Origin of the sequence: Desulfosporosinus acidiphilus SJ4 (assembly GCF_000255115.2) — a bacterium.
GTDB classification, from domain to species: domain Bacteria; phylum Bacillota; class Desulfitobacteriia; order Desulfitobacteriales; family Desulfitobacteriaceae; genus Desulfosporosinus; species Desulfosporosinus acidiphilus.
Genome location: NC_018068.1, coordinates 4,152,906 through 4,171,468 on the forward strand (window position 1 = coordinate 4,152,906; position 18,563 = coordinate 4,171,468).

The 18,563-nt window shown below is 46.0% G+C and carries 20 protein-coding genes; all 20 read right to left on the bottom strand.

The window, feature by feature from the left end:
* Positions 1-31: 31 nt before the first annotated feature.
* Positions 32-2,107 carry a glycine--tRNA ligase subunit beta gene (glyS, locus tag DESACI_RS19045; protein WP_014828844.1) on the bottom strand — a complete coding sequence of 692 codons (2,076 nt, stop codon included), beginning with the start codon at positions 2,105-2,107 and terminating at the stop codon, positions 32-34.
* A gap of 1 nt (position 2,108) precedes the next feature.
* Positions 2,109-2,999, bottom strand: coding sequence for a glycine--tRNA ligase subunit alpha (gene glyQ, locus DESACI_RS19050; protein WP_014828845.1), 891 nt, complete (start codon positions 2,997-2,999; stop codon positions 2,109-2,111).
* A gap of 355 nt (positions 3,000-3,354) precedes the next feature.
* Complete coding sequence (locus DESACI_RS19055) at positions 3,355-3,849, bottom strand: DUF4342 domain-containing protein (RefSeq protein ID WP_049804084.1); 495 nt, start codon at positions 3,847-3,849, stop codon at positions 3,355-3,357.
* Entirely contained in the window at positions 3,827-4,585 is a 759-nt protein-coding gene (gene recO, locus DESACI_RS19060; RefSeq protein ID WP_014828847.1) for a DNA repair protein RecO, read from the bottom strand. Before recO ends, DESACI_RS19055 begins: the two co-directional genes overlap by 23 nt.
* Positions 4,586-4,793: 208 nt before the next feature.
* Positions 4,794-5,045 (bottom strand): hypothetical protein, encoded by a 252-nt coding sequence (locus DESACI_RS24330; RefSeq protein ID WP_148271336.1) that lies wholly within the window; start codon positions 5,043-5,045, stop codon positions 4,794-4,796.
* A 100-nt stretch (positions 5,046-5,145) separates the two neighbouring features.
* Positions 5,146-5,790: a deoxyribose-phosphate aldolase gene (gene deoC / locus DESACI_RS19065; RefSeq protein ID WP_014828848.1), complete on the bottom strand. Its 645-nt coding sequence runs from the start codon at positions 5,788-5,790 to the stop codon at positions 5,146-5,148.
* A 1-nt stretch (position 5,791) separates the two neighbouring features.
* Positions 5,792-6,706 (bottom strand): GTPase Era, encoded by a 915-nt coding sequence (era, locus tag DESACI_RS19070; RefSeq protein ID WP_014828849.1) that lies wholly within the window; start codon positions 6,704-6,706, stop codon positions 5,792-5,794.
* 561 nt (positions 6,707-7,267) lie between these two features.
* The gene (locus tag DESACI_RS19075; protein WP_014828850.1) at positions 7,268-7,723 is read right to left on the bottom strand and encodes a cytidine deaminase; all 456 of its coding nucleotides are present in this window, start codon (positions 7,721-7,723) and stop codon (positions 7,268-7,270) included.
* Between the two features lie 116 nt (positions 7,724-7,839).
* A complete protein-coding gene (locus DESACI_RS19080) occupies positions 7,840-8,223 on the bottom strand; it encodes a diacylglycerol kinase family protein (RefSeq protein WP_014828851.1) in 384 nt (127 codons plus the stop codon).
* 39 nt (positions 8,224-8,262) lie between these two features.
* A complete protein-coding gene (gene ybeY / locus DESACI_RS19085; RefSeq protein ID WP_014828852.1) occupies positions 8,263-8,733 on the bottom strand; it encodes an rRNA maturation RNase YbeY in 471 nt (156 codons plus the stop codon).
* A 70-nt stretch (positions 8,734-8,803) separates the two neighbouring features.
* Positions 8,804-11,092: an HD family phosphohydrolase gene (locus tag DESACI_RS19090; RefSeq protein ID WP_014828853.1), complete on the bottom strand. Its 2,289-nt coding sequence runs from the start codon at positions 11,090-11,092 to the stop codon at positions 8,804-8,806.
* Between the two features lie 67 nt (positions 11,093-11,159).
* On the bottom strand, positions 11,160-12,380 hold the full coding sequence (gene yqfD / locus DESACI_RS19095; protein WP_014828854.1) for a sporulation protein YqfD: 1,221 nt from the start codon (positions 12,378-12,380) through the stop codon (positions 11,160-11,162).
* A complete protein-coding gene (locus DESACI_RS19100) occupies positions 12,373-12,660 on the bottom strand; it encodes a YabP/YqfC family sporulation protein (protein ID WP_014828855.1) in 288 nt (95 codons plus the stop codon). Before DESACI_RS19100 ends, yqfD begins: the two co-directional genes overlap by 8 nt.
* Positions 12,661-12,798: 138 nt before the next feature.
* Positions 12,799-13,251 (bottom strand): GatB/YqeY domain-containing protein, encoded by a 453-nt coding sequence (locus DESACI_RS19105; protein ID WP_014828856.1) that lies wholly within the window; start codon positions 13,249-13,251, stop codon positions 12,799-12,801.
* Between the two features lie 13 nt (positions 13,252-13,264).
* On the bottom strand, positions 13,265-13,441 hold the full coding sequence (rpsU, locus tag DESACI_RS19110) for a 30S ribosomal protein S21 (RefSeq protein ID WP_014828857.1): 177 nt from the start codon (positions 13,439-13,441) through the stop codon (positions 13,265-13,267).
* A gap of 118 nt (positions 13,442-13,559) precedes the next feature.
* Positions 13,560-13,910, bottom strand: a complete 351-nt coding sequence (locus tag DESACI_RS19115; protein WP_014828858.1) for a histidine triad nucleotide-binding protein — start codon at positions 13,908-13,910, stop codon at positions 13,560-13,562.
* A gap of 84 nt (positions 13,911-13,994) precedes the next feature.
* The gene (gene mtaB / locus DESACI_RS19120; protein WP_014828859.1) at positions 13,995-15,353 is read right to left on the bottom strand and encodes a tRNA (N(6)-L-threonylcarbamoyladenosine(37)-C(2))-methylthiotransferase MtaB; all 1,359 of its coding nucleotides are present in this window, start codon (positions 15,351-15,353) and stop codon (positions 13,995-13,997) included.
* 366 nt (positions 15,354-15,719) lie between these two features.
* Positions 15,720-16,457 carry a 16S rRNA (uracil(1498)-N(3))-methyltransferase gene (locus DESACI_RS19125; RefSeq protein WP_014828860.1) on the bottom strand — a complete coding sequence of 246 codons (738 nt, stop codon included), beginning with the start codon at positions 16,455-16,457 and terminating at the stop codon, positions 15,720-15,722.
* Positions 16,444-17,385: a 50S ribosomal protein L11 methyltransferase gene (gene prmA / locus DESACI_RS19130; RefSeq protein WP_014828861.1), complete on the bottom strand. Its 942-nt coding sequence runs from the start codon at positions 17,383-17,385 to the stop codon at positions 16,444-16,446. Before prmA ends, DESACI_RS19125 begins: the two co-directional genes overlap by 14 nt.
* 26 nt (positions 17,386-17,411) lie before the next feature.
* A complete protein-coding gene (gene dnaJ / locus DESACI_RS19135) occupies positions 17,412-18,527 on the bottom strand; it encodes a molecular chaperone DnaJ (protein WP_014828862.1) in 1,116 nt (371 codons plus the stop codon).
* Between the last annotated feature and the right edge of the window lie 36 nt (positions 18,528-18,563).

Here is an 18,563-nt window from a genome sequence, read left to right on the forward strand (position 1 = left end):
GGCTAATATTTTTTGTACATTCATTTTGCGTTTAAGATAAAATGCTCAGTTCACCCAAACAGCCCAACATTTTAACACACTCTCCCAACAAGGCCAGGCGATTATTTTTTAGATCCACGTCCTCAACCATAATCATCACCGCTTGGAAAAGCCCTTCAATCAAAGGAACAAGTTCTCCCGCTAATTGATATGCTTCCTCAAAAACTCCCTCCGCCAAGACTTGAGCAAAACGCTCTCTGCGAAGAGCAATCCCTTTTTCCAAAGCAAGTTCAGTCTCATCAACCAATAAATTAGCCTTTAACACTTGCTCCGGTTCCTTCTTGGTCAAATTGAAACATCGTGTATAGGCTTGGAGATAGGAGATAAACTCAGCTTCGTTGCGCTTTTCAGAAAGCACCCGGGCTTTTTCCCTGACACGGTTAAATAAATCTCCGCCTTGAGCTAAAACAGCATCCACTGTATCATAGCGCATTCCTTCTTCTAAGAGCACAAACCTTAACCTTTGTTGGAAGAAGTCCTGCAGAAGCTGCAGGATATCCTCTAAGGGCAGCAAGGAAGTACCTTGTTCTGCAAAGGAACGATAAGCTTCCTTCAGTAGTTCAGTCAGTGACAGATTCCATCCTGAGTCTAGAAGTATAGCCACAATCCCCTGGGCCTGGCGTCTCAAAGCATAAGGATCCTGCGAACCCGTGGGTTGAATTCCAATCCCAAAAGCTCCTACGACAGCATCCAGTTTATCGGCAATACTGACAACCCTTCCTGCTTCAGATACTGGTATACCATCCCCGGCAAAACGAGGTTGATAATGTTCAAAGATCCCCTGACATACCGCTGGGTTCTCACCGCAGGCTTTAGCATAGTCCGAACCCATAATTCCCTGCAGTTCAGGAAAATCACTGACCATTAACGTAACAAGGTCCGCTTTTGCTAAATAGGCTGTACGATCGATATCCTCCGCAAGGGATTTCGTAAATCCCAATGTCTCCGCAATAAAACGAGACAACTTACGCAGACGCTCAACACGCTGCTCGACAGTACCCAATTTTTCATGATAAACAACTTTCCCGAGCTTTGAAACCAGCTCACTTAACGGGACCTTTTGATCCTCACGATAATAAAAGGCAGCATCTTCTAGGCGAGCCTTCAGCACTTTTTCATTACCGGCTTTTACGATATCCAAGGCAAAATCATCACCATTGCGGACTGTAATAAAATAAGGCAGCAGTTGTCCTGCTTTTGAACGTACTGGAAAATAGCGTTGGTGCTCTCGCATTGGTGTGGTGATAACTGCCTCAGGCAAATGCATATATCGATCCGCCACTTCACCCAACAAAGCGGTAGGATATTCCACAATGTGAATTACTTCCTCAAGAAGTTCTTCATCATCCGGAACCTCCCCACCCACCTTTTCGGCAAGGGCTTTGATTTGAGTTTGAATCACTTCTTTTCGTTCAGCGGGATCGACCATAACGTATGCCTTTCGTAAAACGTCGCGATAGTCTGTAGCATTCTCAATTGACACAGAAGCCTCCGCCAACGTGCGATGCCCTCGAGAACTTCTGCCGGACTCCAATCCGACGAATTCAAAACTCACAACTTCTGTTCCGTAAAGTGCGGCAATCCAACGGATTGGGCGTGCAAAACGGAACTCTAAGTCCCGCCAACGCATAGGCTTCGGGAAATGAAGTGATTGGATCAAATCCTGGGCCAATTGAGGCAGAAGTGTCAGGGTCTTTACTCCTATCTCAGATTTTCGGGCAAATACATAAGGCACGTTATTAACTTCTTGAACAAATAAATCTTCTACTGCTGCGCCTTGACCCTTTGCAAAACCTTGGGCAGCTTTGGTTGGAGCCCCATTGGCATCATAGGCGGCTTTTACGGCAGGACCCTTGACCTCAGTTAATAAATCTTCTTGTTTATCCTGAAGTTCCCTTACCAAAAGCGCGAGGCGGCGCGGCGTGGCGAAAACCTTCAGTTCCCTATAGTTTAAACGGAGTTCTCCTAAACGCTTACTCGCTTGTTCCTCTAATTGTTTCATCGCCCCCGGCGAGAACTTGGCCGGGATTTCTTCCGTTCCTATTTCCAGTAAAAAGTCCTTAGCCACCTTATTTCACCTCTCCCACGGAATTATTCTTCAGCAAAGGAAAACCTAATTTCTCACGTTGTTCCACATAGGCCTGAGCGCAGAGCCGGGCAAGCGCCCTTACCCTAGCGATATAACTTGTGCGCTCTGTAACGCTGATCGCCCCGCGGGCATCTAATAGATTAAAGGTATGTGAGCATTTTAAGACATAGTCGTAAGCTGGCAGCACTAAGCCCTTTTCTACAACTCGCTTCGCCTCATGCTCATACATATCAAACCAAGTCTGCAAGGCTTCGATATCTGCCACTTCAAAATTATAATGGGAGTAATCAATTTCATTCTGCAAATAAATATCCCCGTAGGTTACGTCTCCTACCCATTCAATATCATAGACACTGTCTTTATCCTGAATGTAAGTGGCCAGCCGTTCTAAGCCATAGGTGATTTCAGCACAGACAGGTTTACAGTCAATTCCCCCACACTGCTGAAAATAGGTAAATTGAGACACCTCCATGCCGTCAAGCCAAACCTCCCAGCCCAGACCCCAAGCACCCAAGGTCGGAGACTCCCAGTTATCTTCAACAAAACGGATATCATGTTCCTTAGGATTAACTCCGATGCGTTCCAAACTCTGCAGGTATAACTCTTGAACATTGTCCGGCGAAGGTTTGAGGATAACTTGGTATTGAAAATAGTGCTGTAAACGATTCGGATTCTCACCATACCGTCCATCCGTTGGACGACGCGATGGTTCAACATACGCCACATTCCAGGGTTCAGGACCAAGGGCACGCAAAAACGTGGCCGGATTCATGGTCCCAGCCCCTTTTTCCACATCATAGGGTTGGGCAATAATGCATCCTTGCTCACCCCAGAACTGATTAAGTGTTAGAATTAAATCTTGAAATTTCATAGTCCAGCCTCCTAGGTTAAAATAGGGTTTGTCACTCTGGGAATGAATTTCGGCAAATAAAAAAGCACTCACTCCCATAGCCTATCCGGCTACAGGGACGAGAGCTTGTTCCCGCGGTTCCACCCTGTTTGACCCCAAGGGTCCCCTTCATTTATAACGCTCAGAGCTGCCCCATTTACCAATCTCATTCGGCTTCCACCATGACCGAACTCTCTAAAGAGATTCCCGGCAAACTTCCTGCCCATCATCGCATTTTCAAGTTAATTAATGATAATTATATGCTGTAAATATAATTGTGTCAAACCCATGTTGGTAATTTCTACCTGATAAATTTTATGTTCATGTTTTATGTTCTTCAGCCATGAAATTCAAACGTTTCATCATTATAAGAAGACTTGTCGATCGAATCAACTTCTAAATGAAAATGATTTAACGCTGCTCCCACAGCTCCGGCAAGAGCCAACATTCGCAAACCGGGTTTCCTCCAAACAGAATAAGCCAAAGCCACCCCCAAGGGCGCAGAAAGACTTAACACGGTGGTATCATTTCGCTTGAGGTTAATCTTCGTGCGATTAAACTCTTGCATTTTGGCTTTGACGTTTTCCCAGATTTCCTGCCCTCGATCAGGAAACTCCTCGCATGGCTTTCTCCCATCCCGTTCCTTTTCTAAAAAATCCAAAGCCTTGACTACATCACCTTGAGCCGAATTCAAAGCAGCACGGGCTTCCTCGTATCCAATACCCATACGTTCCCGCAGAATATCCATCTTTTCAAGCTCCGACCACAACGCTTCACTCAAATTCTTTTCCTTCCTTTCCACGATAAGTTCAGATAAGTCGTCCAAAGTCATCACTGATAGTATTTCCCATTCTCCATGATTTCAGCGGCCTCTCAAACTTATACTCCAGAAAATGCTGCAGAATCTCCAGAATCTCTTCCCTCATCCACGCCGACCAACGCAGCCGTTCAAGCTTAGCGAGATCGACCTGAATTAGCTGACGCATAAAAGCAAGACTCCCAGCCCGAAGAATACGTCCCGAATAACCCTTTCTGCAGCTTTCACAAAGCGTACCGCCTGCTTCGAAACTAAAAAACAACTTCTCACTTTTTAACGTCTCACCGCACTCTACACAATCCCCCAAATGCGGACGATACCCTAATATCACCAACAAACGCAGGGCATAGGCACTAAGCAAAAGAGATGTCTCATACTGTTCCAGAAGAAATAAACAACTCAGCGTCAGCGTAAAAAGTTCGGCATTAGGCTGTCCCAGAATCGTCGAAACATCCAATAGCTCTGCCATAGTTGTCGCAGTCAAAGAGCGATCAAGATCTGTCCAGAGATAGGAAAAGCTTTCCTTCGGGCTGCACTGGCTCACCGTATCTAGAGTCTTCCCCTTATGAATTAAAAAATCACCATATGTAAATAACTGCGCCCCAGCCCTCTGACGGCTCTTAGGCTTTCGTACCCCTTTCGCCACAGCCTGAAGCTTCCCCAATTCCCGGGAAAAAAGCGTGAGCACCCGATCCGATTCTCCATACTCTCGGCTACGAATCACCAACGCGTCCGCATGATAAACGGCCACGCCCTCAACCCTTTCTATTCTTTCTTATCTATAACCCAACTATACACGAGGGACGGTCCTTTTGACACACTTTTCGAAACAGGGGTCGAGACAGGTGAGACAGGGGGACGGTTCTCTTGTCTCACTCTCGTTTCAAAATTCAAGGATTAAGTGATTTGTATCTATCACCCCTAAGTCAAGAGACACATATGACAAGAGCACGCATTCTCTAAGTAAGCGGCCCAGCAAACTCCGTTCCGGTGACCGACCCCGTCGTCATACAGAGATTTCCCCAATTCAGACGGTGCACATTAATGTGCCGTCTCCCCAACTTCTCCGTCATCTCCCCTGACCCTAAGCCCAGAGACGCAGTATGACAAGAGCGTGAAGTCTCTACGTAAGCAGTCAGCAAACTCCGTTCCAGCGACCCACCCCAGACACGGGGCGGCGCATAGGACGTGCGCCGCCGCCATAGCGCCATGGATGGCGCTTATGGTGGGAACCCCGCTCCCCAAAACCAGTCGCTGGAACGGCTAGTTTGCTCTGCGTCGTACGACTGAGCGCTCTGTCATACAAGTCTCCTACTTAAGCACCGCACTCGTCCCCAACCTCTCTGCACCTGCTTCTATCAATTGCAGAGCAAATTCCTTTGTTCTTATCCCCCCAGAAGCCTTCACCTTAACATTTTCCCCAACCCACGTTTTCAGATTTCGCACATCCTCAATAGTGGCTCCGCCGCCGGCAAAACCCGTGGAAGTTTTAATATAATCTGCGCCCGAACGTTTGACAATCTCAGCCACCATTTTCTTTTCCTCTTCCGTAAGCAAGCAGGTCTCGATGATTACCTTAATCAAAAGGCCACATGAATGAGCCGCTTCAACTACCCGGAAAATATCCCGCTCAACAGCTTCCCACTTACCAGACTTGGCCCATCCAATATTAATAACCATATCAACTTCTTTGCCCCCATGAGCTTTAACCATAAAAACCTCAGAAACCTTAGTCTCCGTGAATGTTGCTCCCAACGGGAATCCTACAACTGCGGCCACGCCGATTCCCGTACCAAACAAAAGTTTAGCAGCAGTCTGAACAAACGAAGGATTTACACATACCGTTGCAAATTTATGTTCTTGCGCTTCGTGACACAAAGCAACAATATCCTTTTCTGAAGCCTGCGGCTTCAAAAGCGTATGATCGGTCATTCCCGCTATATTAATTTCACTCATCTTATTCGTCTCGTTCCTTTCCATATCCATAATTGCGCAAACTATCGGCTCGATTCCTCCAATCCTTCTTCACCTTAACCCAAAGTTCCAAAAAGACCGGACTTCCTAACAAAGCCTCTATATCCTGACGCGCTAAACTTCCAATGGCTTTTAATTGTGTACCCTTTGCCCCGATAACAATCCCTTTTTGAGATTCGCGTTCGACGATAATCAAAGCCCTAATTTTAACCAAAGACTTTTTTTCTTGGACCTCTTCAATCACGACCGCAATCGAATGAGGGATCTCATCTCTCGTTAACTGTAAAACCTTTTCTCTAATCAATTCAGCCATAATGAACCGTTCCGGTTGATCTGTAACTTCATCTTCCGGATAATACATTGGGCCTTTAGGCATAAGATTAAAAATGACATTCAGTAATTCATCAGTATTCTCCCCGGTTTTAGCCGAAATAGGGACAATCGCTTTAAACTCAGCCAAAGCTGAAAACTGCTGAATTTTATGTACTAATTGCTCCTTACCCAACAAATCAACCTTATTTAATACCAATACAACAGGGGTCTTTGTATGTTTAAGCATCTCAATAATATATTCTTCTCCGGAACCATAGTCCGATGAAAGGTCTACCATGTATATAATAGCATCCACCTCACGCATCGATTCCTTCGCTGCGCCGACCATATATTCCCCCAGCTTATGTTTAGGCTTATGTATCCCCGGGGTATCCAGAAAGACAATTTGCCCCCGTTTCTCCGTTAAAATACATTGAATACGATTGCGGGTAGTCTGAGGCTTATCGGACATAATCAGAACCTTTTGCCCTAAGAGATGATTAAGTAATGTAGACTTTCCCGCATTCGGCCTGCCAATTACTGAGACAAAACCGGAACGAAAATCTTTTGTAGATGTTGAAACCAACGGTGAAGTCACTTCCCTATACTTTTACTTTATTTCTTTCCTTAATTACGATAACCCTTTGCAATGACATCTATTCAGTACGATCTTTATCAATCAACAAGTTCAGATCCGATTTAAGCAAAAAAACTCAGGAATTCTCTCCTACCCCAACGCCTCCCTTTTTGAGATATAAGTCAATGCATTTATTTAAAGACATCGGCAAACCAAAAGGTGCACTGTAATATGCCTTATCGCAAACCCTTGGTTAATGGAATCATTCTCTAGAGAACATCTTCCCGCTCTCCAAAGCCCGGGACTGAACGTCCAAGCGCGAGGTCTTTACGGGAGCAGCCTAGCAAACTTCGTGAAAGCGACCCGACCTCAGAGACGGGGCGGCGCATAGGATGTGCGCCGCCGCCATAGCGCCAGGGATGGTGCTTATGGCACGATAGTCTCCAGTGGAGACTATCGCCGAAGGCGGGTTCTTCAAAAAATACTATCGCCGTAGGATGAACCCCTCTCCCCCAAGAAGGAGCTTAAACGCTAGTTTGCTCTGCGAACGTAGGACCGAGCGCTGTGCACTCAAGTCCCCCCACCTAAAAAATCCGGCCCAAACGACTCCGGCAGCAACTTCCTCAACGTCGTCCATCGAGTTTCCCTTCGGCCATTAACCAAAATCACTATACAATCCTCAGCAAATTCCCGGATCACCTGCCGGCAGGCACCACAAGGAGAGGGAAACTCATCAGTCGGAACAGCAATAACAATAGCCTCTAGTTTACGCTCACCTTTAGCTGCGGCCTGGAAAATTGCATTCCTCTCCGCGCATACTGTCAAACCGTAGCTGGCATTCTCAACATTACAGCCACTAAATATCAATCCCGAAGAAAACAGTGCCGCCGCACCCACCGGATAATGAGAATACGGAACATAGGCCTGCTGATAAGCAGCAGCAGCCTTGTTGATAAGTTCATCTCTCACTTCAGGCAGGATATTAGATTCAGTAATCTCTGACAACTGAGAATCAACCTGTTTCACACTCCGACAACTCCTTTTAAAAAACAGTTCCTTACGACACTTAAGTGCAAAAAGAACTGTTCTAGTAAAACTTTACAATTAGTACCAGAAAGTCTAAACCACTCTCCTCTGAAACCTCAAAAAAAATGGCTTGCCAATCGAAAAAACCGCGGAAAAAAAACTACCGCTCCAATAACAATGGCTTGAATAGCAGTCACTAACACTGCGCCTGCAGCTACGTCTTTAGCCATACCGGCTAGCGGATCAAAATTTGGCTGAATCATATCTACCACAATTTCAAGCGCAGAATTCATAACTTCTGCGCTAATAACGCTGCCAATAGCAAAAATCAGCATCAGCCATTCAGAACGAGAAACCTCGCTCCACCAAGCTAAACACAAGACGGATAATCCTGCTATTAGATGAAACTGCATGTGCCCCTGTGTTTTACATGTGTACCATATCCCACGCCAAGCTTGCTTTAGGCTTCTCCAAAACCCCGGCCTTTGATATCTCCCCATGCTTCCCTCCGTCATTTCGCCAGCGCTATTTTTAGAATTCTATCGTTCTAAACCTAAAGAAGCCATTACTTCTTCCTCTTTTGCGCGCATCGTTTCCTTCTCTTGGATATCTTCATGGTCATAGCCCAATAAATGCAAGATACCATGAACTGCTAAATATACAATTTCCCGTTCAAAGGAATGACCATATTCTATCGCTTGCTCCCTTGCTCTCTCCACTGAAATAACAATATCTCCAAGCATATCGTCTTCAAATTCTGCGTCAGGTTCCTCCTCGGTTTCCTCTTGAAGGGCAAAGGAGAGCACATCTGTCGGGCGATCAACCCCTCGGTAGTCCCGATTCAATTCGTGAATGCGACTGTCATCAACCAGGATCAAACTGACCTCCGCATCTTCCGGCCCATCAGCTAAACGTATTCCTTCCTGAATCGCCCGGTCTAACAACCCAACTAATTTATCGCGCAATTCAAGACTGACTGACTCTTCTTCCCAAGAAATATCTAAAATCATAACTAATAGGCATCACTCTGATAATTCAAACACTGGATGCCTTTACCTCCCTCCGTGTTAAAAGCTTCAACTATGAATCTTGGACAGGATGCTTTGGTCCTTGAGTATCATCAGCGTCAGTTTTCTCCACACCTTCTTGTTGTTCTTGCTTAGATCCTTCCTCATTACCCTTTCCAGCCTTACCAACATCCGCCACAAGTTTCTTGGGAGCATGATCCCTCGCTGAAGGCAACTCCGGATATTCCACCCGCGAATGGAAAATTCCGCTTAAAACCCTGACAAAAGCCATGGCGATTCGATCTAAATCCTGAAAGGTTAAATCACATTGATCGAGCTGCCCATCATTAAGCTTGTCCTTGATTATTTTCCTGACAAACCCCTCAACCCGCCCCGGTGTGGGATGTTTCATGGAACGCACAGCCGCTTCCACTGTATCAGCAAGGCTTACCAAAGCCGCTTCTTTCGTTTGCGGTCTTGGGCCCTCATAATGAAAGGCTTCCTCAGGCACATCGTCTTTTTCCTCAAGTGCTTTATAGTAAAAATAACTCACTAAGCCATCTCCATGATGCTGAGCAATTATATCTTGCATTTGCTGCGGAAGTTTATTCTCCTTCGCCAATTCCAATCCGTCTTTTACATGGGAAATAATAATCAGCGCGCTTAATGTCGGAGCGATTTTATCATGGGGATTATCCTGAGTGAACTGATTCTCAATAAAAAAATAAGGACGTTTCAGTTTACCAATATCATGATACATAGCCGCAACCCTAACCAACGTGGCGTCAGCATGAACTGCTTCCGCTGCAGCTTCAGCCAAATTCCCAACCAATATACTATGATGATAGGTCCCAGGCGCTTCCATTAATAAACGCTTCAACAAGGGGCGGTTCGGATTCGATAGTTCTAAAAGTCGAACAGATGACGTGATATGGAATCCGGACTCAAACCAATGTAACGCGCCGACTGTCAAGAAAGAAGACGCCACCCCATTGACTATAGCTAAGATCAAACCTACGATCCATGCGATCAAGCCGATTTCCGTTGTCAAGGCAATAGAACTTACCATTAAAACGTTGACCGCAGAAACGAACAGTCCAGCCCTCGCCAAATCAGAACGTTGGCTTAAATGAGACACGCTATACACACCCACAACCCCGCCAAAAAGAGCTACGAGGCCACTTTGGAGTCCGTTCGCCGATGATAAAGTCGGATCAACTAAGACAGCTACAAAAATGGCTAAGACCACGGAAACAAGCAACGCTGCATCCACATCGACTAAAATTGCTACAGTCATTGTCGCCCAGGCCACGGGAATAAGCATTCCGGTCATCGAATTAAAATCATTTCCACCTAAATTAATGGAAATGACACCTCGACCGATGGCCAGGACTAAAATCATGGTTAGGCCGATCAGAACCATTCGATTCGTCAAAAGCAAAATGTCTCGCTTATATTGATATAAATACCCAAGTATAGCGCCGATCCCAAGGATAACCAATAAAGCTATCCCTGCTACCGCTTTCCAAGTATTTCGGCTATTAATCAATCCATAGGCAACCAAAACTCGATAAATTTTTTCGTCCACAATCTCCCCGGGACCCACAATCTTTTGATTAGCCTTATACTGGGTAATATCCCGTTTAACCGTTGCACGAGCAGCGCTGCGTAATTTTTCAGTTGTTTGAGTGTCTACAACCAATGTTGGACGGGTTAGTTCCTGATCAACAAAGGCTTTGAAAAAGACTTTGGCATCATCATGCAAAGCCGATTGATCAATATCTGTTACGGTACGCTCCCGCAACGTGGCAACATCTGCATCAGTACGAGCCCCTGTCACAACATTCCGAGCCCTCGTTAAAATAATATCTCCGCCAACTTGTTCCTCAGTATCCAAAGCATCGGAAGACGTTTTCAATAATGACAGCAGCGTTCCCTGCGGCAATGTTGCGAAGAACTGTGTTTGTCTTAACTTTGCAACACGGGCACTATCATCCCCTGGAGCCGAAGCAGCGGTGTGCAAAGTTGCAAAGTCATCACCTAAATCTCTGGTCAGATTATTGAAAAAATCCTCATCCGGTTTGTATACAGGCTGAACGGCTTTGGCTGCGGCATCTTGATCCTGTGCATACGTTTCAGTGTCTTCGACATCTTTGCTCCAGGGAGCAGTAATAAGCTGCGGGCTTGGTTCACCAACCTCCAGATGGAGCTTGGAAACAAATAAATTTGATGACAATATAACAGTAAACAACAGAAAATACATCACCCCAATAATGGCCCGAAGCCAAAATGTGTGATGTTTAAACCAAGCCAAACGGTTGGATATCTCCGCCCAAGCCTTTTTGAATCGTTTAATCTTCAAAAACCATCATCCTTACTTTGCTGCCCAACCAAATGCCTCAAGAACTGAAAAATCTATAGTGGCCGTCTTAAGGGTTTGCATAAACTGCAAGATCCTCATAAGTTTCCACTTCCACTCTAACTCGTTCAACACCAGTATTACTGGGAAGAACCTTTACAGTTTCTTCAATAACCTGTGCCCCAGGCGAGACTTTCTTCAAGACTTCACTACGAGCCGTCTCTTCCGCTAATTGGCGTGCTTCTGAAACCGTACGTTGGAGATGAACTTTCTTTAGCTCCTTATAATTCACCTGTATAACTTCGACAGGAAAACGCCAATTCCTCCAGATCTGAAAAGAATGGCTAAGGACTTCTTTATCTGCCTGTTCAAATGGGGAATTCTGCATTGTTACCATTATGACGCGAGAACCAAATTTTATACCCCATCCTTTAGCAACTCTTCCACTTTCCTGGACTTTGTCTTCAATTAAAGGAATTTGTTGTTCAGCACTATACCAAACTCTTCCTCTTACAAAACCCTTGGCAGCAGCTGCAGGAGGATTAGGAGTTGTACTTTTGGCAGGATTAATTTTCGCACTTGAAGGATTTGGCGTACTAGGCAGTCCGAGCGCTGGTGCCTTTGCGATCAGGACCTGACCGACTCTTACCAGTTCCCCCTCATGAACCTGAGGAATCCCTTGAATCACCATAATCTCTTTGACAAGGCCGGCATGACTAGCAACCAAATTACCGGCCTCCTTTGGTATTGATGGACGAATTTTTTCCGAAATCTTTATTTTAATTTCAGTCCCATTTCGTTCCATACCAACCCAAGCTGCGTCCGGCAATTCCTCCTGCAGATTTTTGGCAATCTGGTTTAAATCTAATCCTTTTGAATAGATCCAAGTCTTCAAACCGAGTTTTTCTGCACGCTGCAGAATATCTGAAGTCTGGATGTTTTTGTTTCCGGTCACAGAAATTATAAGAACAAGCTGGGAGAGAATCGTTAATCCCACCGCAATAACGGCTGCTCCTGCTATTAATCCTTTTCTTCTCCACCAGCGCGCTGCTACAAAAGGCCAGCCATATTTAGCGATAATGTGAACCCGCGTATGGGTAAGACGAGCAGCCCTCTTTAAACGATAAAAGTCATTGAGTTTAAGCTGAGCCCTCATTCCCCTTTCGGATCTTTGCGTTTGATAAAGAACCACACCTTCTTGCAAAATATAGTTGAGGAAACGAGGTAATTGTTCTCCCCGAGCAACAAAATAAACTCTTCCCTGCCAAAATGCTCGCAGCCGGTCAAACATTTTTTCCTGCTCCTTCCTCAAACCTTAAAGCATCTAGTTCCCCTTCAATCCGCAATTCCGTAGCTAAAATAGTTTTAAGCACTAGGCCTTTACCGCTAAGAAATAATTCTCCTTGAGCTGTCTCGATACGGATTTCCTCTTTAGAAAAATTAATAATACTCAAGTAATTCTCGACTAAAACTTCACTTCTTCCTGTTATCGTAATTTTAGGACCCTCTCCGGCCACATCCGGCGGAAAATCCAAAATATCTCCGACACTGGTTTGGATTTTTTTAAACACAAAAAGCTCCTCCCTTCTGTAAAAATCTATGAAGGGAAGAGCCATAATAGTCCAAGCCCACGATGTAATTATTATTTTATGTCAATGCAAAAAGGCCCAGAAGCTTCCGCAACTGAGCCTTTTCTCATCTTAAAAATATTATGCCCCAAGCATTTCGCGTACAATAAGATTGACAAATTTGCCATCTGCCCGACCTTTCGTCTTGGGCGACAAAGCGCCCATAACTTTACCGAGATCTTTTGGCCCCTGTGCTCCCACCGCGGTAATGGTCTCTTGTACGAGTTGGCGAATTTCCCCTTTGGAAAGCTGTTGAGGAAGGTATGCCTTCAGGATGGCAATTTCCTCTTCCAAAGCCTTTACCTTTTCAGGGCGATCCGCTTTGCCAAACACTTCTAGCGCATCTCGACGCAATTTTAATTCTCGTGCCAATACTTCAATAACCTGATCATCATTGAAATCAATGTGCTTCTCAATCTCAGCATTCTTTATAGCAGCCCTGACCATTCGGATGACGGAAAGTCTTACCTTCCCCTCCTCTTTGGCCTTCATGGCATCCTTCATATCCTCAACGAGGCGATCTTTCAGGGACAATTCAAGACACTCCTTACTTGAACTTGCGTTTACGTGCAGCTTCTGACTTTTTCTTTCTTCTCACACTCGGTTTTTCATAAGCTTCATGTTTACGAGCTTCTGCACTAACCCCTGCCTTTTGACAAGAACGCTTGAACCTGCGGAGTGCGGCATCAAGGGATTCGTTTTTACCAACTCTGACTTCACTCATTGTCTTATCCCTCCCTCCACTGGATCATCACAAATATACCTTATAATTATACTGGAATAACCTAATGGCGTCAAGTTCACTTATTGATCACAAAAATTGTATACCGATTGTGATTGTGCTATCCGATTTTGGCCTCGAGTGCCTGCCCGCCAAGCAGATGAAAATGTAGATGTCCCACTACTTGACCCCCATCTGCTCCGGTATTTGTCACCACTCTATAGCCTGTTTCCGCTACTCCAAACTCTTGAGCTAAACGTCGCATTACCCCGAAAAGGTGACCAATCAAGCCCTCAAAGTCAGGCGTAACATCATTAACATTTGTCAAATGATGCTTGGGAATTACCAGCAAATGCACTGGAGCTAAGGGCTGAATATCCTTGAAGGCGACAACTTGATCATCTTCATAAATTATATCACTGGGTATTTTACGTTGTGCAATTTGGCAGAAAATACAATCGTCACTATACAATTTCTTTCCCTCCTTATCATAATCCAAAATATCCTATTGAATACTTCCCTTTTACCGACATGTTTTGGAATGTTTGGTTAACATTTACCTCTGAAGATAATCTTGTTTAAGAACAACTTGAACAAGTTGACGTGAAGTCCAAGTTATTTCTTTCTGTTTTGGTAAGTGAACTTCAATATAATGGGGAGTATGTCCAACCGCGCCGCCCTCGGAGTCAACACTTTCAATCAATACTTCTACCGGTTTCCCAATAAATCTTCGAATATAAGCTTCTTTGCTTTCTCGAGCGACAGCCATTAACTCTTTTACCCGTTGATCTTTAATTTTCTTGGGAACCTGATCCGGATAATCTGCGGCAGGCGTGCCCTGCCGTTTGGAATAGGGAAATACATGCACCCCGGCAAAGTTGCAATCTCTCACGAAATTCAACGTTGAAAGATGATCCGCTTCGGTTTCCCCCGGAAAACCCACAATGATATCTGTCGTAACAGCAAGTTCCGGTATCTTCTCTCTTAATCGAATTAATAAATCCCGATAATCCTGCAAAGTATATGGACGGTGCATACGTACCAATATCTCGTCACTGCCGCTTTGCAAAGGCATATGTACATGAGGACAAACAATATCCGAGGAAACAATACAATCAATTAACTCGGGCGTATATTCCATCGGCTCAATCGAGCTCAAACGCAAGCGCCGCAGCCCTGGAATTTCAACCAACTCCCGGACTAAACGCGCCAAATTCCACCCATTGTTCAAATCCTGGCCATAAAATCCAGTATGAATTCCAGTCAATACAATTTCCGGATACCCCTCTTCCACCAGCTTCCGAGCCTCGGCAAGAGCTTTCTCCGGCTGACGGCTTCTGAGCGGTCCCCGAGCATAAGGAATAATGCAATACGTACAAAACTGATTGCACCCTTCCTGAATCTTCAAAAATGCTCTCGTCCTACTCTCCTCATTAAGCTGCGGAAGTTCTTCAAACTCACCGGCATCCTCAATCCCACGCACAGCATTCTGGGGCCTGCGCTCCCGCTTAACCCGTTCAATCCACTCAATAATTTTCCCGCGATCCTGAGTTCCAAGAACCAAATCGACCCCTTCAATATCCAGCACTTCCCCAGGAGCCGTTTGCGCATAACATCCCGTGACCACCACAATACTGTCGGGATGAGCTTTAATCATCCTGCGAATCGCCTGGCGCGACTTACTGCCCCCCGTATTCGTCACCGTACAAGTATTCACAACCACGACATCAGCTTCCTCTGAAGAGCTCACCACATCATAATTCGCCTCTCTAAAAAGCTGAGCCAGCGCTTCACTTTCCGCTTGATTTACTTTGCAGCCAAGGGTCAGAAAACAAACCGCCCCCAATCGTGATTCGTGGTTGGTAGCTCGTAGTTCGGCTGAGTCCATTTTAACTTGTCCAATTTTAACAGACATTAATACTCCACCCTTTTTGTTCACAAGCGTGTTAAGGGGACGGTCCTTTTGACACACTCCCGCAACAGACGGCGCACATGAAATGTGCCGTCTCCCAAGCTCTTAAAAGAATTGAACTTACATTCTCCAAAGAACGGCCACAACAATCCCCAAAGCCCAGGACGCAGCGTGACACAAGCGTGAGGTCTTTACGTAAGCAGCCCAGCAAACTTCCGTTCAGGCGACCGACCCCAGATACGGGGCGGCGCATAGGACGTGCGCCGCCACCATAGCGCCAAGGATGGCGCTTATGGTGGGAACCCCGCTCCCCAAAGCAGTCGACTGAACGGTTAGTTTGCTCTGCGAGCGTACGACCCGAGCGCTGGGTCACCCTAAGTCCCCATAATGACCCAACACCAGCGTCAAGGCTGCTAAAGCCGCCGTTTCCGCTCTTAAAATCCGCGGACCCAACGAAACACTCTTGGCCCCCAGCTCCTCACAGGCTCTGGCAACCTCAGTTGCCTCAAACCCACCCTCGGGTCCAATCAAAATAGCTATCGGAAGTTCCGGATCAAACGTACTCAACACAGAAGCTAAACGCTGAGTCTTCTCTTCCTCATAGGGGATCAGCCATTGAGTCCCCTCAGGCAGTTCGTCCTTCAGATCTCCCCAATTGCAGACCGCCCCAATTCGAGGCTCTTTTACCCGGTGAGACTGCTTCGAAGCTTCTGAGGCAATTTTTTGCCAACGGGCAACTCGCTCCTGGGCCTTACTTCCCTCAAGCTGCATCACAGAACGTTTGGTGCGCAGGGGAATAAGCCCTTCCATACCAAGTTCTGTACCTTTCTGAATAACCCATTCCATTTTTTCACCTTTAGAAAGTCCTGCTACCACAAAAACAGACGTGTGCGCCTCAACATCGGGATGATCGCTGCTAAGAATTCGGCAAGTCACGCTTTTATCTTCGATTTTCAGAATCACACCCAAATATTCCATACCGCTGTTGTCATAGCCCAAAACTTTATCGCCGGGAGTAAGACGAAGCACACGAACAAGATGATCCCGTTCCGTTCCTCGCAGCCAAAAAGCATTTTTACCTAGTTCTGTGATCTTAAACCGGTTCATGATTAGCCCACCTTGCGCGAAATAGAATCCAGCCAGAATCTTCGACTCGTTCTAAGATTTCCAAACCGGCCTTTTTCATACCTTCCTCCACATCGAGAGCCCGATGTTCGATAATTCCGGAGGCCAGGAATTCCCCTTCAGGGCTTAAGATTCTTTTAAGATCTTCGAGCAGCATTATAATTACGTCAGCAATGATGTTGGCAATGACTATTTCGGCCTGACCACTAAGAACCGTGCCCAAATCACCCCGCAAGACACGAACCTTTTCACTCACTTGATTCAAATCAACGTTTTCCTGAGCAACCCGAACTGCCACTGAATCCAGATCCACAGCCTCAACCTCTGCCCCTAACTTCGCAGCAGCAATGGCTAAAATTCCAGAGCCCGTCCCTAAGTCAAAGACTTTTTGCCCCGGTTTGACAATAGTCTCCAAGGCTCGCAAACAAAGAGTCGTTGTCGGATGAGTACCTGTCCCAAACGCCATGCCGGGATCAAGTTCGAGCACGATGTCTTCCGGTGAAGGATTCACCTGTTCCCAGCTCGGCTTAATTAAAAATCTCTTGCCAATTCTCACAGGTTTAAAATATGCTTTCCAAGCTGTCGCCCAATCCTCTTCCTTCAGAGAAATCCCTTTAACTTGAACCACCCATTCAGGAAACCGTTCCAATAACTCCCGAATTCCGAGGTCAAGTTTTTCCAACTTGCCGGGCAGCTCATTGTCCTCAGGGAAGTAGCCTTTGACCACAGCAGTTCCTGTATATTCCACTTCACCAAAATCATGAAAATCCCAAGTCCCTGATTCTATGTATCCCCGTAAAATTTCCGGATCATCAACACTAACTCCCGGACATCCCAACTGATAAAAAAGATCGGCAACAATTTCTTCCCCTTCTGCAGAAATTGTCACCGCTACTTCACGCCAATCCATGGTTATGCTCCTTTAATCTCTATTAATTAACCCATAGCATCCCGGAGGTTTTCTTTAAACTTTTCAAACAGGGATTTCTTACCCATTTGTTGATGATCCGGAGTAGCCTCACCAAACTGACGCAAAAGTTGTTTTTGCTTCTCGTTAAGTTTTGTCGGTGTGGTTAGAATGACCCGGACATGCTGGTCTCCACGGCCGCTGCCCCGCCGATAAGGGATACCATGCCCTTTGAGGCGGAAAACCGTTGAAGTCTGAGTGCCTTCAGGCACTTTCATCTTAACGACTCCGTCCAAGGTGGGAACATCAACCTCCGCACCTAAAGCCGCCTGGATGAATGTAATTGGAATTTCGCAATAGACATCGTTACCTTCACGATCGAAGAACTTATGGGGTTTCACTTGCAAAACTATATAAAGGTCTCCCGGCGGACCACCCTTGGCTCCTGCTTCGCCATCCCCGCTAAGTCTTAAGTTCAGGCCGTCCTCAGAACCCGCAGGTATATTGACCTTGATCGTTTTAACCTTACGGACTTTCCCTTTTCCATGACACGTCGAACATGGGGAACTAATTGTACGGCCTTCACCTTGACAAGCCGGACAAGTCCGAGCCGTCTGAATGTGCCCGAAGGGCGTGCGTTGCGTAACTTTAATTTGGCCGGTTCCTTGGCACTGAGAGCAAGTTGTAGGATGGGTGCCCGGAGCTGCTCCTGAGCCCTGACATTCGGTACAGGTTTCATCTCTCGGAATTTGAATTTCCTTTTCCGCGCCAAACGCCGCCTCTTCAAAGGTAAGAGTCATTGCATAACGCAAATCGGCGCCACGCTGCGGGCCATTACGCCGTTGACCGCCGCCTCCAAAGAACATATCAAAAATGTCTCCGAAGCCTCCCATATCGCCAAAGCCTCCGCCGCCTTGGTTTGGATCAACGCCGGCATGACCAAATTGATCGTAGCGTGCCTTTTTCTCCGGATCATTTAAAACATCATAGGCCTCAGCAACTTCCTTAAACTTTTCCTCGGCACTTTTGTCACCGGGGTTAGCATCGGGGTGATACTGACGCGCCAATTTCCGATATGCTTTCTTAATCTCTTGTTCACCAGCCGACCGATCAACCCCAAGCACCTCATAGTAATCGCGTTTCATGGTTTCCTCCATCACTCCTATAGCCATTCGCACTTT